Source organism: Vreelandella sp. DA03-1M (assembly GCF_055725665.1).
Window position 1 is genome coordinate 3,484,111 of the sequence record NZ_CM146798.1, and the last position, 17,116, is coordinate 3,501,226.

Sequence of the window (17,116 nt, forward strand, 5' to 3'; positions counted from 1 at the left end):
GGCCGACCTATCATTCGACGCTAAACCCATAGGTACGCAAAATGGATTGCCCTTCGTCTTGCTGCAGCCATTGATAGAAGGCAGTGGCGACGTCTCCCGCCTGGTTGGTCAAGACCATGCGTTGACGCAAAGGCTCATGCCAGCTCTCAGGGATAAGTACGTACTCACTTCGCTCGCGTAAAGAAGGCGCCAGGGCCAGCGAGTAAGCCACTAACCCACCACGCGCATCGTCGGAAAGCGCAAACTGCGCTGCCTGGGAGACATTTTCGCCCAGCACGCGCAGCGGCTCGGTTTGCACCCAAAGCCCGTCGTGCTCAAGCGTCTGCTGCGCCGCCACGCCGTAGGGCGCGTGCTCAGGATTCGCCAGGGCGATTCGTTCAGTGGTACCGCTCTTTTGTGCTTCTAGGGCAGCCTCTACCCCAGCCAGCGGCGCATCGTCACTGGGCAAGTCACCGCGGCCTGCACGCTGCAGCCACACTAACCGGCCAATGGCGTAGATCACGCCCTCATCATGAGTGTGCCCCTCTTCATAAAGCGCTTGAACGTAGCGCTCGTCAGCAGAAAGATAGAGCTCGAAAGGGGCACCCTGGGCAATTTGGCGGCGGAAGTTGCCGGAGGAGCCAAAGTTCAAGCGCAGGTCATGACCGGTTTCCTGCTGAAACTGCTCGGCGGCCTCAGTTAGCGCAAACTGCAGATCAGAAGCGGCGGCTACAATTGGCGCCGCCGCTATGGTGGGGGCGCTTGTTGATAGCAAACAGGCAAGGAGAAGCCCATGCGCTAATTTAGCTTTTAGCATGTTCATCAGTAATCTCCATCACCTTCATGGTATTGGTACCGCCATGAGCGTTCATATGGTCGCCGCGGGTAAGGATCACATGATCCCCTACTTTGGAGATACCGGTCTTCACCAGCAGTTCCAGCGCACGGTCGTTTAGCTCGGTGGGTGTCATATCAGAGGTATCGAACGGCAGCGAAACGACTCCACGGTAGAGTGCCATGCGGCGCTGAGCAATAGGGTTATGCGCCAAGCCCACAATCGGCAAGCCAGAGCGAATACGCGACGCGATTAGCGGCGTATAGCCCGACGAAGTCATGCAGGCAATCGCGGTGATGCCGGCCATGTGGTTAGCAGCATACATAGCGGAAAGCGCGATGGTTTCATCCGGACGAGTAAAGCCTTCATGAATGCGGTGGCCGGATTCCTGGGCGGATTTCTCCCTCTCAGCGCCCAGGCAAACACGCGACATCGCTTCGACGGTTTCCAGCGGATAATCACCCGCGGCGGTTTCTGCCGAGAGCATGACCGCATCGCTGCCATCCAATACCGCGTTAGCGACGTCAAACACTTCGGCACGCGTAGGTAGCGGCGCTGAAATCATGCTTTCCATCATCTGCGTGGCGGTAATGACAGCACGGTTGAGTGAACGCGCCCGCTTGATCATGCGTTTCTGAACGCCCACCAACTTGGCATCGCCAATTTCAACGCCTAAATCACCGCGTGCCACCATGACCGCTTCGGAAGCTTCGATAATACCGTCCAGGGTGGCGTCATCAGCGACCGCTTCAGCGCGCTCGACCTTGGCGACGAGACCAATTTCCTTACCCGCTTCGCCCAGTAAACGGCGTGCTTCCAGCATGTCTTCGGCATGACGGGGGAAGGAAATGGCTAGATAGTCGACGCCAATATCTACAGCGGTTTTAAGGTCTTCTTTGTCTTTCTCGGTCAACGCCGGGGCGGAGAGGCCGCCGCCTTGCTTGTTAATACCTTTATGGTTGGAGAGCTTGCCGCCCACAACCACGGTGGTATGAACCTGTTGCCCTTCAACGCGAGCCACATCCAGCACCAAACGTCCGTCATCTAGCAGCAGACGATCGCCGGCGGCCACATCTTGTGACAAGGTTTTGTAGTCACAACCCACCTGATGGATATCACCGGCATCGCCATCGAGTTCCATATCAAGAATGAACGGCTGACCTTCTTTGAGCACCACTGAGCCATCTCTAAACCGTGCAATGCGGATCTTGGGGCCTTGGAGGTCGCCCAAGGCCGCTACGCTACGGCCCAGTTTGGCGGCAATCTCGCGTACCTCGGTTAACCGGCGCCGATGATCATCGGCGGTGCCGTGAGAGAAATTAAGACGCACCACATCGACACCCGCTTTGAGCATGGCTTCCAATACGCCTTCCCGGTCGCTGGCAGGCCCAAGGGTGGCGACAATTTTGGTACGACGGATCGAAGAGAAGTGCAGTGCGTTCATAATATTCCAACCATGCTAATGAGCGTGTAGTGACTTTGTTTAATAACACTAGCTTATCAGTTTAACGCGTTCTATATGACAGCCCTGCAACACGGAATGTACGTATTATTCCAACATAACGGTAATTGCCAGGGGAAACTCATCGCAGTTATTGCCATCGCCGCCCCGATCCACCACCAAGAACTCGCCTTCACGTTCTAGCACTGACTGAATGGCGTGCCAAGTGCCTGCGCGGTAATTCACGCCTTGGCGGCCATCGGTCACAAAAGCACGCACTTCGTCAGGATTGATATGTTCACCGGGCGGCGCCACTACGATGATAAAACGTTCCTGATGCAGCGGCATAAACGCTTGGCTGCCCTGGGGGTGGCGCTCTAGAAACGTGAGCTCCAGCGGCAGTGTTACCGGTTGGCTAACAAAGATGTTGATCAGCGTGTGAGCGTTTTCGCCCAGGGTTTCGACCTTCGCCAGATCATGGTGGCGCTGAGTGCGACCGGCGTTGATCGGAAACGAGGCGGAGGTACGCGCATCCATCACATCGCCAAAAGGGGCAAAGGCCTCTGCCGTCAGCGGCTCAGTGTTCAGTATCAACATTACAGCTCCTTAGCGTGACGACAGTTTGAGAGAAGCGTGGCGATTAACATCTTTATACAACAAATAACGGAACGGCCCTGGGCCAGCGGCGTAGCAAGCCTGAGGGCAGAAGGCACGCAGCCACATGAAGTCCCCCGCTTCCACCTCAACCCAATTCTGATTCAAATGATAAACAGCCTTGCCTTCAAGCACGTATAAACCATGCTCCATGACATGGGTTTCATCAAAGGGAATGACGCCGCCGGGCTGAAAGGTGACGATATTGACGTGCATATCGTGGCGGACGTCCGCAGGGTCGACAAAGCGCGTGGTGGCCCAGCGCCCTTCGGTGCCCGGCATTTCGATCGGCGCAATATCCTGCTCGTTGGTCACAAACGCCTTTGGCACCTCAAGCCCTTCCACAAACTCATAGGCCTTGCGCACCCAGTGGAAACGTACCGGCGCGTTTGATTCGTTGCGCACCTGCCACGAACTGCCAGGGGGAATAAACGCATAGCCGCCGGGCTGCATAACGTGGCGCTCGCCCGATAAAGTAAGCGTTAACTCACCTTCAACAATAAACAGCACGCCTTCTGCCTGGGAGTCTGGTTCGGGCTTATCGCTACCGCCGTGGGGCTGAACTTCCATAATGTACTGGGAGAACGTCTCGGCAAAACCCGACAGCGGCCGCGCCAGCACCCATAACCGGGTGCCTTCCCAAAACGGCAGGTTGCTGGTGACGATATCGCGCATCACGCCTTTGGGAATCAGCACATAGGCTTCAGTGAATACAGCACGGTCAGCGGTTATTTGGGTTTGTGGCGGATGCCCGCCAGTGGGGGCATAGTAAGAAGTCGAGCGGCGTTTTGTTGGCATTGTTTCTCCCTTTTTAAAGTGAGCATGGCGTATTGGGCTGCTGTTTTTCCGAATTTTTCAACAGCTTTATGTATTCATCCTTGTATACGATATTACGCTGAGCTATTTCAGACAAACCTTAGAGCACGGCAGAGATAAACTGCTTTAGCTCCGGCGTTTGAGGGTTGCTGAACAGTTCGCTGGGGGCGCCCTCTTCGTGGATGCGCCCCTGGTGCATAAACACCACCCGGTCGGCCACATCACGGGCAAAGCTCATTTCATGGGTGACCAGAATCAGCGTCATACCCTCGGCCGCCAGCGCTTCCAGTACGCGCAGCACTTCCCCGACCAGCTCAGGGTCAAGCGCTGACGTCACCTCATCGCAGAGCATCACTTTGGGGCGCATGGCCAGCGCCCGAGCGATGGCGACCCGCTGCTGCTGCCCCCCGGAAAGCTGCGCCGGGTAGGCATCGTATTTGTCGGAGAGCCCCACTTTCTCAAGCACTTCGCGGGCGACTTTCTCGACCTCGGCTTTCTCCTCACCACGCACCACCAGCGGCGCCAAACAGACGTTCTCACCCACGGTTTTATGGGGAAACAGGTTAAAGCTTTGGAATACCATGCCGACGTTTTCGCTCAGCTCTTTAGGCGACATTGACGCCGCATCGAGCTGCTTATCGGCAATGGTAATTTGGCCGCTGTCGTGTTTTTCCAGCTGATTCAGGCAGCGCAGCAGGGTGCTTTTACCCGAGCCGCTGCGACCAATAATCGCCACCACTTCGCCTTGCGCAACTGAAAGGTTAATACCTTTAAGCACTTCCAGGTCGCCAAAGGCTTTATGAACGTTATCAACGTAAACCAGCGTCATAGAGCTTTTTCTCCAGATAGCGCGCGTAGCAGGAAAGTGGGTAGCACAGCGCGAAGTAAAGCAGGGCCACAAGGGCAAAAATGGTGAAAGGTTCGAAGGTGGCGTTATTAAGCATGGTGCCCGCCTTGGTCAGCTCGACAAAGCCAATGATGGAGGCCAGTGCCGTGCCTTTGATGACCTGTACCGAGAACCCCACCGTGGGCGGAATCGAAAGCCGCAGCGCCTGAGGCAGAATCACATGGCGCATGGTCTGGAAGTAGTTCATCCCTAGCACCCGCGATGCGTGCCACTGTCCTTTGGCCACCGCCTCTAAACAGCCGCGCCAGATGTCACATAGGAAAGCACTGGTGAACAGCGTCAGTGCGATGGAAGCCGCCAGCCAGGCAGAGATCGGGTGCCCCATGGCGGCAGCGCCGAAGAAGATCAAAAACAGCTGCATCAATAGCGGCGTGCCTTGGAACAGGTCGACATAAAGCGACGTTAAGCGCTGCAGCCAGCGGTTGCTGGAGAGACGCATAAAGGTCAATAGCAGCCCCACCGTCGCACCGCCTACAAAGGCAATCAGCGACAGCACAATGGTCCAGCGGGTTGCCAGCAGCAGGTTGCGCAGAATGTCCCAGAAGGTGAACTCAATCATCGTTGTTCTCCTTGCTGATAGGCGAATACGCGCTTGCCCACCAGCATAAAGCTGCGCCGCATGCCAAAGGCGAGGAGCAAATAGACCAGCGTGATCAGCAGGTAGACTTCAAAGCTGCGGAAGTTGCGTGACTGGATAAAGTTGGCGGCGTAGGTCAGATCGAAAACCGAAATCTGCGACACCACCGCCGAGCCCAGCATCACGATGATCGATTGACTAATGAGCGCGGGGTAAACCCGCGCAAAGGCAGGCACCAACACCACGTGGCGATAGCTTTGCAGCGTGGTCATGCCCAATGCCCGCCCGGCTTCCAACTGCCCTTTCGCCGTGGCGCTAATACCGGCGCGTAGAATCTCGGCGCTATAAGCGGCCAGGTTGAGCGTCATGGCAATGAACGCCGCGGTAATGGCATCAATTTTGATGCCGAGCCCCGGTAGCCCGAAGAAGATAAAGAACAGTTGCACTATAAAGGGCGTGTTGCGGGTGACTTCGACGTAGCCGCCTAGCCCCCAGCGCACCCATGGCTGCGCATTCACGCGTAAATAGGCTACCGCCACTGCCAGCGACAATCCCGTTAAGGTCGTCACCACGGTCAAAATGACCGTGGTGGTAAATCCTTTGAGAAGCTCACTGACGTAGGGCAACAGGGTAAGAAAATCGAGTGTTGGCCCCATGGTGAGCCTCAGCTACCGAAGTTTTCAGGTAGATCCGCGCTGAACCAGCGCTGGGACAGCTCGTTCAGCGTGCCATCTTCCAGGCCCTGGGCGATCAGGCGGTTCACTTCTTCCATTAGCGCTGGCTCGTTTTTGTTCATGCCCACGTAGCAAGGCGAATCTTTAAGCTGATACACCAGCGAAGGCGCACGCTCGCTATTACGCTCGGCGATTTCGGCGGCAACTACGTTACCGGTAGCGACGTAGTCGACCTGGCCGGAGAGAAACGCAGAAATGGTGGTGGCGTTGTCTTCAAAGCGCTGCACGGTAGTGGAATCCGGCGCAATTTCCGAGAGCTCCATATCTTCCACGGCACCCCGTGTGACCCCGATGGTTTTATCGGCCAAGCCTTCCGGGCCTTCTACGCTTTCATCCGCATCGGCGCTGAATACGCCTAAAAAGAACGGCGCGTAGGCCTCAGAAAAATCTATCGCCGCTTCACGCTCCGGGTTCTTGCCTAGGCTGGAAATCACCAAATCCGCCTGGCCGGTCTGCAAATAGGGAATACGGTTAGCACTCGTGACCGCAATTAGCTCAAGCTCCACGCCCATTTCGTCAGCGAGGTACTGGGCCATATCGATATCGTAACCCTGGGGCTGCATATCGGTGCCTACCGAGCCAAACGGTGGGAAATCTTGCGGCACCGCCACGCGGAGCGTGCCGCGCGATTCGATATCTTCCAGCGCATCCGCCTGAACATTGGGGCTAGCGGCAATAGCACCAAGGGCAACAGCAGCGCTCAATCCTGTGGCTAAAACGCCGGACTGCCAGCGCTTAAAGCGACTCGAAAAAGAGTGATTGAAGCAGTGCGATAACGATTTCATAAAGTTCTCCTGGCAGGCGTATGCCCTGCAAAATCTGGGTTTTGCTAGAGACACATCGCCGAATAATTAGCAGTGGTGGCCTTAGCAATGGAAGCGAAGCGAATGAAAGCTTTGTTGCACGATTTCTAACAAAGAAACTTTCGTTTCACTTGACCAGCTAATAGCAACAGGGATACCAGAAGTGGCTAACGTTTTTCAGAACAGCCGTTTAGAGAGCGTCAAGAGCCAAAATGCAGTGACTGACGCATTGAGAAGAAGGGATAAAAAAGAGAGCAATGCAACGAGTTGGTGCAGTTTTCAGCGGCCAATACGCTGAGGTGCACCATGAAGAGACTCCAGCTACTGGGCGCTCCAATCTACGCTCATGGTCGGCGCTTCCAACTCACTCAGCTCAGCGTAAACATCGCTGATCGCGCTGATTCGCTCGCGGCCAGAAGCCAAACGTCGATGCAGCACACCGTTGGCAATCAGGCAGATCAGGCTATTGGCGGCAGCGTAGCTATCAAACGCCGAGAGGCTTTCCAGCGGCGTTTCAAAAAACCACGTTACTTGTGAGGCGACGTTGACCGCGGTGGGGTCAGCCAGTAAGGCCACCTTGGCGGGTGAGCGCTCCAGTGCATCGACCAGCGCGGCAAACGCTGCCGGGCGGCGGCGAAAACCGAACAGCACCACCACATCCTGCGCGGTGAGATCGACGATCTCTTCCGCTAACGACTGGTTAGGATGAGGCACCACCCGCACCTGGGTGCGCGCCTGGATCAACTGCTGGCGAAAATGCAGCGCTAGCGGGTAGCTGTTACGAAAGCCGATCACCACCACATGACGCGCGCTATCCAAGTACTCAACCAGCGCAGCAAACTGATCCGCCTCGATGCCATTAAGGCAGCGCTGCAGATTATCCTGCTCGCGCTGCAAATGGCGCTGAAACGGCGCCCCGGCCTCTTCCTGCATGGCGTTGGGGTCGATCACCAACGGCACGCCCAGGTTACGCAGCTGGCGGGCATGGTCTTTAACGGTGCGGTAGCTCTCAAACCCCAGCCGCTTGAACAGGCGACTGACCGTCGATTTAGATACCCCGGTCAAGCGCGCCAAATCGGCGGCGCTATATACGGCCAGATCATCGAAGTGATCGAGGATAAAGCTCGCCACCCGCTGCTCCTGGGCCGTTAGCGCGTCAAACTGGGCGGTAATCCGCTGTCCGATATGCGGCGTCATAGCATCCTATTAAGCGCTTATTAACGAGTTGCCGGGTGATGCTCCGCCCAGTGACGGGCGATATCGACCCGGCGGGCTACCCAAACGCGGTCGTGGGTTTCGATGTAATCCAAAAAGCGCTGCAACGCGCGAAAACGCCCCGGCCGACCCAACAAGCGGCAGTGCATACCTATGGAGAGCATTTTGGGCGCCTCCTCTCCTTCTGCGTATAGCACATCAAAGGCATCGCGCAGGTAGGTAAAGAAGTGATCCGCCGTGTTAAAACCTTGCGGGGCAGCAAAGCGCATATCGTTGCTGTCCAGCGTGTAGGGCACAATCAGATGATTATGGTCACTGCCCTGACTATCGGTCACCTGCGTCCAAAAAGGCAAGTCGTCGCCGTAGTAGTCGCTATCGTAAAGGAAACCGCCTTCGTCTAGCACCAGCCGCCGGGTATTAGGGCTATCGCGGCCGGTGTACCAGCCTTGGGGCTTCTCATCGTAAAGGCGCTGAAAAATCTCCATTGCCTGCTGCAGATGCTCCCGCTCAACGTGCTCGGGCACTTCCTGATAGTGAATCCAGCGGTAGCCGTGGCAGGCAATCTCGTGGCCTAGCTCTTTAAATGCCAGCGCCACCTCCGGGTTGCGCTCCAGCGCCATGGCCACGCCAAACACCGTGAGTGGCAAATCGCGTTTTTCAAACTCGCGCAGAATGCGCCACACCCCGGCGCGAGAGCCATACTCGTAGATAGACTCCATGCTCAAGTGGCGATCCGGATAAGCCGGCGCACCGATAATCTCAGAGAGGAACTGCTCAGAGCCTGCATCGCCGTGCAGCACGCTATTTTCACCGCCCTCTTCGTAATTAAGCACGAACTGGACTGCTATTTTGGCTTTATTGGGCCAATTGGCGTGAGGCGGATTGCGTCCGTAACCGATCAAATCGCGTGGGTATTGCACCTTGGATGAGGACGACATGGTTAGCTCCTTCAGTCATATTTCTGACCAACACTGGTTAGCTTCTATTCGATGAACAATGCCAGTGCGGCAACAAATTATTTGTATACAAAATAGCGACATTAATAGCATACCGCAACGCGGCTTAGCGCTAATCCTCTGACACCAAAAGCCTTTCTCATCGCAATCCGCGTTAAGCCCTTGAATCCTGAACAATTGGTCAAACTTTTAGGCTATCACTTTCGTCGTGTATTCGCGGCTAGACCCTTGCGTCTGGCTAGAAACCGCCCTATTTTTGTATACAAGAAAAGTTATATTGTTTACATGCGGATTATTTAACGTGCATATACGAATTATTAACCCCAACACCACGGCCTCGATGACCGCTGCTATTCATCAGGCAGCTCAACAGCAGGCAGGCGTTGGCACCACGGTGAGCGCTTCACAACCTGACGCGGGGCCGGTTTCAATCGAGAGCCATTTTGACGAAGTGGTCAGTGCGGTGGGCGTAGCCGAGGAAGTACTTAAAGGCGAGCGCGAAGGCGGTATCGATGCTTATGTGGTGGCTTGTTTTGGCGACCCCGGCCTACTTGCAGCACGGGAACTGACCCGCGCGCCGGTCATTGGCATTGCTGAAGCGGCCTTTCATCTTGCTACGCTAGTCAGCACGCGCTTTTCGATCGTCACGACCCTGGGCCGCACCGGCATTATCGCCGAACATCTGCTTCAGCAGTACGGCTTTAGCCACCACTGCCGTCGTATACGCGCCGCTGAAATCCCGGTGTTGGATCTTGAGCATCACCCTGAAGTGGCGTTTACCCGCATTGTGGAAGAGTGCTGCCGCGCAAGGGATGAAGACGGTATCGGCGCCATCGTTTTAGGCTGTGGTGGCATGGCTAATTTGACCCAACAGATTAGCCGCGAAGTGGGCCTGCCAGTCGTAGAAGGTGTTACCGCCGCGCTGAAACTGGCGGAAGCACTGGTGAATTTGGGGCTGCATACCAGTAAATATGGAGACCTTGCCTACCCACGGCCAAAGACCTTTACCGGTAAGTTTTCTGAGCTCTCGGATCTTGCGCTACCGCTTAAATAGCAGTTCCAAATAATAATAGTGACTCAACAACACATAATAACAATAGTTTAAATAGAATTTTAAATAGTACGTCCATTAGCACGCCACGCCGCAAGCGTTTCCCGATACCTAATCGGGGATTAATAAAAACCGACAATCTTGCGAGGACGACAACATGAGCGCTTCAACCTCCGCTCTTGCGTCAGAAGAACGATCCGATGCTGGATCAAAAGCACTCGGGGCAGAAAGCCTGGCCCCACAACACACCCGGATAATGGGGCGCGGCTCCTACTTTCTGGCGTGGTTCGGCGGCTGCGTTTCCATCGGCACCTTTGCCATGGGCTCAAGCGTAGTCGGCACCCTGAACCTGTTACAAGCCACCCTGGCCATTGCCATCGGCTGCTTTGTGATCGGGATAGCCCTGGCCATTAACGGGGCCGCAGGCTACAAGTACGGCATTCCGTTTATGGTGCAGGCGCGCAGCGCGTTTGGTTTTACGGGCACGCGCTTACCGGGCTTGGTGCGCGCGGTGCCTGCGGTAGTGTGGTACGGCTTTCAAAGCTGGATTGGTGCCGGGGCACTCAATATGGTCTCGGCTACCCTGTTTGGCTTCGATAACCTTATCTTCTACTTTATTACTTTTCAGTTCCTACAAATCGGCCTGTCGGTGATGGGTTTCCAGGGCATCAAATGGTTAGAGAATATCGGCAGCGCCTTTATCCTCGCCTCGCTGGTGTATATGTTCTACGCCACGGTGCAGCGCTATGGCGATGAGCTTTCCGCCAGCCTGCTGACCATGGAAGGCTCCTGGGGCATGCCGTTCTGGGGCGCGACCATGTTGTTCCTGGGTATCTACAGCACCATGATGCTCAACGTCAGCGACTACTCCCGCGAGCATAAAAAGGGCACGGCCCAGAGCCTGCTGACCACCATCTACGCCATGTCGATTCTGCCCTGCACGCTGTTTATGGGCTTGATCGGCTATATGGTCTCCCAAGCCACCGGCACCGCCGACCCTATCCAGGTGTTCGCCAACGCCGTCGACAACACGCCGCTATTGATGACCACCCTACTGTTCATCGCCTTTGCCCAGGTCACCACCAACGTACTCAACAACGTGGTGCCGCCCACCTACGTGCTAATGGACGTCTTCAAGATCAAGTTCTCGGTCGCCACGGTGATCGTCGGGCTGCTGGCCTTCGCCACCTTCCCCTGGAAGCTGGTGCAACCGGGCTCTGCAGCAGGCTTACAGCTGTTTGTACAAACGTACTCCGCTTTCCTAGGCCCTATCTTTGCCATTCTGGTGGTCGATTATTATGTGATTCGCCGCCGCACGCTGGATATCGACAAACTGTATGACGTCAACGGGCCTTACCAGGGTATTAACTTAGCCGCTTTCATCGCCACGGCGGTGGGCATTGTGGCGGCGCTCTCTTTCTCGGCGATCTCGTGGTACGCCAGCCTGATCCCCGCCGGTGTTACCTACTATCTATTGATGAAGTACTGGGCTCCCTGCCAGCGCTTTAGCCAGTAACTCCATTTGCCAACCGAAGAGCTAATAAGATGAATGAGAGCAACGACGTTAGTGACCTGGATATTAAGCACATTGATCCCACGCTCTATAACGAGGATCTCGCGCCGCTAAAACCCCAGGACCGTAACTGGGGCGCGTTTGAGATATTTAACGTTTGGTCTAACGATATCCAGAGCCTGTTTGGTTACACCCTGGCCGCCTCGCTGTTTTTAACCTACGGCCTGAACGGCTGGGCGGTGATGGCGGCGATTATTCTGGCCGGTGTGATCGTGATGTTTCTGGTCAACCTCACCGGCAAGCCCAGCGTTAAATACGGCATTCCCTTTCCTGTCATGGTGCGCGCCAGTATGGGCGTACGCGGCGCGAACCTACCCGCGATGCTGCGCGCCATCGTGGGGATCTTTTGGTACGGCGTGCAGACCTATTTCGCCTCCACCGCTGTCACCCTTCTTATTACCGCCTTTGTGGGCGCAGGCAGCGGCAGCACCTTCCTGGGGCTTTCCAGCGTTGCCTGGATGTCGTTTGTGATTGTGTGGCTGTTTCAGATCGCGATTTTCTGGCAAGGCATTGAGCGTATCAAACACTTCCTGAACTGGGCAGGCCCGCTGGTCTACGTGGTGATGTTGGTGCTGATGATCATTGTTTGGTACCAGGCAGGAAGCGAGTTGATCCCTGCCATTGGCACCATTTTTAGCGGTGGCAGTGAAACCAGCGGCAGCTCGATCGCGGCCTTTATGGCGATTGTGGGTACCATGGTGGCGTATTTCGCAGCGGTGGTGATCAACTTCGGCGACTTCACCCGCTTTGTGAAAACCGAGCGTCAGATGAAGCTAGGCAACCTGCTGGGCTTGCCGCTCAACGTCGCATTCTTCTCATTTATCGCACTGATTATCACCGCCGGCACCCTGGTGCTGTTTGGCGAGGCCCTGACCAATCCCGCTGATATCGTTGAGCGTGTGGATTCGCTGCCGCTAACGATTATCGCTGCGCTGACCTTCTTTGCCGCCACGGTAGGCATCAACCTAGTCGCCAACTTCATTCCCCCTGCCTACGACCTCGCCAACCTGTTTCCCAGCAAAATTAGTTTCAAAATGGGCGGACTGATTACCGCAGTGATTGCGTTCTTTGTCGGCGCATTATGGCTTTCGGTGATCAGCCAGATTGGCGTTCCCGGCTTTGTGAATGCGCTAGGCGCCATCGTCGCGCCCTTCTACGGCATTATCGTGGTCGACTACTACCTGATTAAGCGTCAGCATCTGAACATGCAGGAGCTGTTCTCATCAGCCCCCGGCAGCGCCTACTACTACGTCAACGGCTGGAACACCCGCGCGCTTATCGCCTTTGGCGTGGCGGCGCTGTTCTCGCTCTCAACCGTGTTAGTACCCGCACTTTCAGCCCTTGGCGGCTACGGCTGGCTGATTGGTGCCGGTTTGGGCGGGCTGATTTACTACGCGCTGATGCGCAACTTCAAAGCAGCGCCCGCCATCGGCGCCCACCAGGCAACCTAATGCGCTCAACTCACGCTTTGGGGTAATCTACCAAAGCGCCACCGGCCCCGGCCGGTGGCGCTTTTTTATATGTCGATTTATGCTCGGCTAACGCCTTTACGCACTGAGTCACTTCGCCAATCGCTCGAGAGCACTATCGCTATCTTATGAATACGTTGCCACCGAACCAGAAGGTGTTTGCCAAAGGGGTCGTCACACAGTCGGGCTATTATGCCCTGGACGGTGCTGAAGGCTACGGTGCCACCTCAAGGGGAGCACTTACATTGCGCTACTCTGGCAGGCGTTTGAAGCAGGCGAGGCGCTGTCGCTCTACTCGAGCTCGGCGCCGACGTGTCATCCAGCCACCGAGTCCGAGAGCTTGCCGCCTGGTGCAAAACGCACTTTCCCGACTGCTATGGCGAGTATCTCGCGCGATCAAAGCTTTAAGGTAGCGCTGCAAAGCATTGGAATCGTCATATTTATCTTTTTTGGCCGAAATAATTATCAAACCCGCCATACCGCTTTTACCCAGTATAAAGCGGCATGTCTGGTACGTTTAAAACTTTTATTTTAAGAGTAAGCACGCCCGAGGTAAAAACTCTCAACCCTCTATACATTGCGCTTAAGCTCGATAGGATAAAAGCCTGGTGCCTAATGGAAAAGATATAAATCATTACGGTGCACTGGGCCCGCAATTTCACGAATATGGTGCAAAAGTGGCAAAAGTTGATCAGCGAACACAACGCTCCAAACAAAGCCGTCAGGAAATCATGAATAAAATTCTCGATGCTGCGATTATCGAGTTTAGCCAGTACGGTTTTCAAGGGGTCTCCACACAGGCGATCGCTGAGCGCGCCAATCTTAAAAAGTCGCAGCTTCATTATTATATCGAAGATAAAGAAGCTCTTTATTCCAAGGTTTTGGGCAAAGTGCTCGATGGCTGGCGCACAATTTTCTGTTTCGACGCCCATCCTGACATGAGCGCCCGGGATTCTATTTCGGCCTTTGTCCGTCTCAAATTCAGGTTTGCGCTCGAGAACCCGGAGCTATCACGTATCTTCACTATGGAGATCCTAAGTGGCGGTGAGCGTTTAGAAAAGTACTGGCCGTACTCTATCGCCAATACACATTCAAAAGTGCTGCATATTCAGCGGTGGGTAAGCAACGGCGAAATGCGTACGCTGGATGGGCGTCTGCTAATCATGCATATATGGGCGCTCACTCAGTACTATTCGGATTACACAATGCAAGCTGAATTACTAATGGGCGCCTCTTTATCAGACTCGGAAACCTGTTCGAAAATAGAACAGGAGCTGGTTACCTTTGTCCTGATGGGATGTGGCATACCCATCCAATAGCTCTCTAACACGTACGCCATTTTATAAAAACCAACGTCAATGGCATGGTTAATGCATTTAGTTTGACCAAATGTACAATCTAAATGGTCAACCCATGTCTTCTTTAGATTTTGAATCGCTTTCGGTCGCCAAGAGAGAGTATCTAACGCCGCAGATCTTGAGCCTGCATTTACAGCGCTCAGACAAGAGTGCTCTGCCTGCTTACAGGGGTGGAGCGCACATCTATATTCAAATCAGCGGCCAGCTATGTAGGGCATACTCGTTATGCGGCGACCCGGCGCAACGTGACCACTACGAAATCGCGGTAAAGCTCGAACCCTGCGGCCAAGGTGGCTCCAAAGCGCTCCATCAAATGGCCACCCCAAATGCTACGCTGCAGGTAAGCGCTCCCTATAATATGTTCGAGCTGGCAGATGATGCCCCTCACCACCTATTGGTGGGTGGCGGCATTGGGTTAACGCCTCTTGTTGCTATGGCGCATCAGTTGAGCCATGAAGGCGCGCCATTTTCACTTTATGTTGCGTCGTCCAATCCAGTCAATATGCCCTTTCAAAAACTACTCGAACGGCAAAACTGGTCGGTTGAAGTTTGCCCAAACCCACGCCAACTGCTCGATATAGCCTCCTGTCTTAAAACTCTCCCTACCGGTACACACGTTTACTGCTGCGGCCCTACAGGGTTTATCGACCGCGTACGCGCCCAGTGCAGCAATGTGCCTCTGGCGTGTTGGCATGAAGAGCGATTTAGCACAAGTGAGCCTATCTCTAATACAGGTTTTGAACTTTATCTAAGCGAGAGCGAGCGTTTACTGCGAGTAGAGCCTGGCGCCTCCATGTTAGCAACGGTTAAACAGGCGGGTATTGAAGTAGAGAGTGCCTGCGAACAAGGCATTTGCGGAAGCTGCGTTGTTCCCTGGTGCGACGGCGAGCCCGTCCACGGTGATCAGTGCCTGGATGACGAAGAGCGGTCTGAATACATCGCCCTTTGCTGCGGCAGCTGCCGCTCTAACCGTTTGACGCTGGAGCTTTGATGAATCTTCCACTATCGCTTATTACCGGTATGCGCTTGCCAAGGTGGTACCTCCCGTCGAATTGGCCAGAAGTAAATGGTCATCCGCAGTTGGGAACCGTATACGTTGAACAGGGAATGTTTGGCTTCCCCTCTCCCATGAAAACGAACGATGCCACTAAAACCGGGGCGCTCAACGTCGAAGGTCGGCTTGTACTGCCGCCTCTCATCGACGCACACGTGCATCTGGACAAGACATACACTCGCAACCGGTTAGGCGGTATAGACCCAGGCCTTTTGAGCGCAATATCGGCCATGCATGCCGACCGTAAAGCTTACTGGAACTCCAATGACTTATTCACACGAAGCGAAAGAGCATTAAAACGAGCTTACGACGCTGGCACCCGCCTGATTCGCAGCCATGTCGACTGGGTTGATGCGGACACCATACCACTGGCTTGGCCGTTACTCGCTGAACAAGCCGAACGCTGGAAAGAGAAGATTCGCTTACAACGTATTGCGCTGGTGCCGCTTGACGTCCTTTCAAACAAAGAAAATGCCACGCGGATCATTAAAGAAGTCGCGCTCAGTAAGGATGCGGCAATGGGGGCTTTCATACACAGCAGTAACTTTGACTCCCAAGCCATCCATCTTTTAGTGGAGCTTGCTGACACATGGGGAGTCGATCTCGATCTGCATATTGATGAAGAGCTTTCTCCAGAGGCAAAAGGGCTCGAATGTTTGCTCGATGCGCTTGAAGCGCGCGATCAGCCTTTTAATGGACACATCGTATGCGGCCATCTTTGTGCACTTGCAGGCAAGGAGTATAAAGACGCGCTAGCGCTGCTGGATCGCGCGGCTCATCACCCAATTACCATCATTGCGCTACCCACCAGCAACCTTTTCCTTCAAGACGCGCACGCTAATCGTACACCGCAGCTACGCGGTCTTACTTTACTAAAAGAGGCCAGTGAGCGCGGTATCCCATGTCTTCTTGCAAGCGATAACGTACAGGACGCTTTTTATCCATTAGGTAACTACGACCCAATCGACATACTCCGTTTAAGCATTGTGGGTAGTCATTTAAGTGATGCGTTCGATAGCTGGTCTCAAGCGATTTGTTCTAGCCCAACAATTGCAGGAAAGCTGACAGATAGAGAGAGCGGCCCCGAACAGGAGTGGCTGCTCTTTAATACCGAAGCGATCTGGAGTTGGCCAAGCGACTTAAAGCGCACACGGTTACATGCGGATATGACGCCTTTAGAGAGAACTCTTTTTTCTTGATCAATACCCAAGGAGCGACGTGATGACAAGTAATTTGGACAAGGGAGCCCCCCTGGCGCGCTACGCTGCCAGTAAACGGATGGGTGATTTTATCTTTTTATCCGGAATTATCGCCGTTGATCCTGCCCGACGGCTGGTAGTAAACGGCTTTGACGATATACCCGATGAGGCAGCAAAACGCCTCGGGCGTACGGGCGAATTTTCAAGCGATATCAAAAAAGGGCCGATCCTCTCCCAAAGCTGGTATGTACTTGATGCAATCCAGCAAATCATCCAGCAGGAGGGCGGACAAATGAGTGATGTTTTCAAACTCGTGCAGTACTTTCGCAACCTTGACCACTTTCCTTTCTACAGCGAAGTACGCGGGCTTTTCTTTCCCGGTACGCCACCAATTTCCACCATTGTAGAAGTAAGCGCCATGCTGCCCAACGAACAGGTATTAATTGAAGTAGAAGCTACCGCCTACTTGCCACTCAACGTCGTTAAGGATTGATT

At 54.6% G+C, this 17,116-nt stretch carries 17 protein-coding genes; 7 read left to right on the plus strand and 10 right to left on the minus strand.

What is annotated here, in order from left to right; translation table 11 throughout:
• Window positions 1–10: 10 nt before the first annotated feature.
• The 10 genes from modA to puuE form a co-directional block, all read right to left on the minus strand.
• On the minus strand, window positions 11–802 hold the full coding sequence (gene modA / locus ACXUPB_RS16255) for a molybdate ABC transporter substrate-binding protein (RefSeq protein WP_235272507.1): 792 nt from the start codon (window positions 800–802) through the stop codon (window positions 11–13).
• Complete coding sequence (gene pyk / locus ACXUPB_RS16260) at window positions 783–2,258, minus strand: pyruvate kinase (protein ID WP_339934344.1); 1,476 nt, start codon at window positions 2,256–2,258, stop codon at window positions 783–785. Before pyk ends, modA begins: the two co-directional genes overlap by 20 nt.
• 105 nt (window positions 2,259–2,363) lie before the next feature.
• Window positions 2,364–2,852: an ureidoglycolate lyase gene (locus ACXUPB_RS16265; protein ID WP_035562352.1), complete on the minus strand. Its 489-nt coding sequence runs from the start codon at window positions 2,850–2,852 to the stop codon at window positions 2,364–2,366.
• Between the two features lie 9 nt (window positions 2,853–2,861).
• Window positions 2,862–3,707 carry a bifunctional allantoicase/(S)-ureidoglycine aminohydrolase gene (locus tag ACXUPB_RS16270; RefSeq protein ID WP_035562349.1) on the minus strand — a complete coding sequence of 282 codons (846 nt, stop codon included), beginning with the start codon at window positions 3,705–3,707 and terminating at the stop codon, window positions 2,862–2,864.
• A 118-nt stretch (window positions 3,708–3,825) separates the two neighbouring features.
• Window positions 3,826–4,554 (minus strand): amino acid ABC transporter ATP-binding protein, encoded by a 729-nt coding sequence (locus ACXUPB_RS16275; protein WP_035562346.1) that lies wholly within the window; start codon window positions 4,552–4,554, stop codon window positions 3,826–3,828.
• Window positions 4,535–5,191 (minus strand): amino acid ABC transporter permease, encoded by a 657-nt coding sequence (locus tag ACXUPB_RS16280; protein WP_035562343.1) that lies wholly within the window; start codon window positions 5,189–5,191, stop codon window positions 4,535–4,537. The genes ACXUPB_RS16275 and ACXUPB_RS16280 overlap by 20 nt, the downstream gene beginning before the upstream one ends.
• On the minus strand, window positions 5,188–5,865 hold the full coding sequence (locus ACXUPB_RS16285; RefSeq protein ID WP_101147505.1) for an amino acid ABC transporter permease: 678 nt from the start codon (window positions 5,863–5,865) through the stop codon (window positions 5,188–5,190). The genes ACXUPB_RS16280 and ACXUPB_RS16285 overlap by 4 nt, the downstream gene beginning before the upstream one ends.
• An 8-nt stretch (window positions 5,866–5,873) precedes the next feature.
• Window positions 5,874–6,728, minus strand: coding sequence for a transporter substrate-binding domain-containing protein (locus tag ACXUPB_RS16290; RefSeq protein WP_472953438.1), 855 nt, complete (start codon window positions 6,726–6,728; stop codon window positions 5,874–5,876).
• 339 nt (window positions 6,729–7,067) lie between these two features.
• A complete protein-coding gene (locus tag ACXUPB_RS16295) occupies window positions 7,068–7,943 on the minus strand; it encodes a MurR/RpiR family transcriptional regulator (protein WP_447043404.1) in 876 nt (291 codons plus the stop codon).
• A gap of 20 nt (window positions 7,944–7,963) precedes the next feature.
• Entirely contained in the window at window positions 7,964–8,899 is a 936-nt protein-coding gene (gene puuE, locus ACXUPB_RS16300) for an allantoinase PuuE (RefSeq protein WP_472953439.1), read from the minus strand.
• Window positions 8,900–9,218: 319 nt separating this feature from the next.
• Here puuE and ACXUPB_RS16305 point away from each other — a divergent pair, with 319 nt between their 5' ends.
• The 7 genes from ACXUPB_RS16305 (at window position 9,219) to ACXUPB_RS16335 (ending at window position 17,114) form a co-directional block, all read left to right on the plus strand.
• Window positions 9,219–9,971 carry an aspartate/glutamate racemase family protein gene (locus tag ACXUPB_RS16305; RefSeq protein ID WP_472953441.1) on the plus strand — a complete coding sequence of 251 codons (753 nt, stop codon included), beginning with the start codon at window positions 9,219–9,221 and terminating at the stop codon, window positions 9,969–9,971.
• Window positions 9,972–10,125: 154 nt separating this feature from the next.
• Complete coding sequence (locus ACXUPB_RS16310; protein ID WP_472953444.1) at window positions 10,126–11,484, plus strand: NCS1 family transporter; 1,359 nt, start codon at window positions 10,126–10,128, stop codon at window positions 11,482–11,484.
• A 29-nt stretch (window positions 11,485–11,513) separates the two neighbouring features.
• Window positions 11,514–12,992 (plus strand): NCS1 family nucleobase:cation symporter-1, encoded by a 1,479-nt coding sequence (locus tag ACXUPB_RS16315; RefSeq protein ID WP_472953446.1) that lies wholly within the window; start codon window positions 11,514–11,516, stop codon window positions 12,990–12,992.
• Between the two features lie 626 nt (window positions 12,993–13,618).
• Window positions 13,619–14,329, plus strand: a complete 711-nt coding sequence (locus ACXUPB_RS16320) for a TetR family transcriptional regulator C-terminal domain-containing protein (RefSeq protein ID WP_472953448.1) — start codon at window positions 13,619–13,621, stop codon at window positions 14,327–14,329.
• Window positions 14,330–14,423: 94 nt separating this feature from the next.
• On the plus strand, window positions 14,424–15,359 hold the full coding sequence (locus tag ACXUPB_RS16325; RefSeq protein WP_472953451.1) for a PDR/VanB family oxidoreductase: 936 nt from the start codon (window positions 14,424–14,426) through the stop codon (window positions 15,357–15,359).
• A 137-nt stretch (window positions 15,360–15,496) separates the two neighbouring features.
• Complete coding sequence (locus ACXUPB_RS16330) at window positions 15,497–16,621, plus strand: amidohydrolase family protein (RefSeq protein WP_472953453.1); 1,125 nt, start codon at window positions 15,497–15,499, stop codon at window positions 16,619–16,621.
• A 22-nt stretch (window positions 16,622–16,643) separates the two neighbouring features.
• Entirely contained in the window at window positions 16,644–17,114 is a 471-nt protein-coding gene (locus tag ACXUPB_RS16335; RefSeq protein WP_472953454.1) for a RidA family protein, read from the plus strand.
• Window positions 17,115–17,116 lie beyond the last annotated feature (2 nt).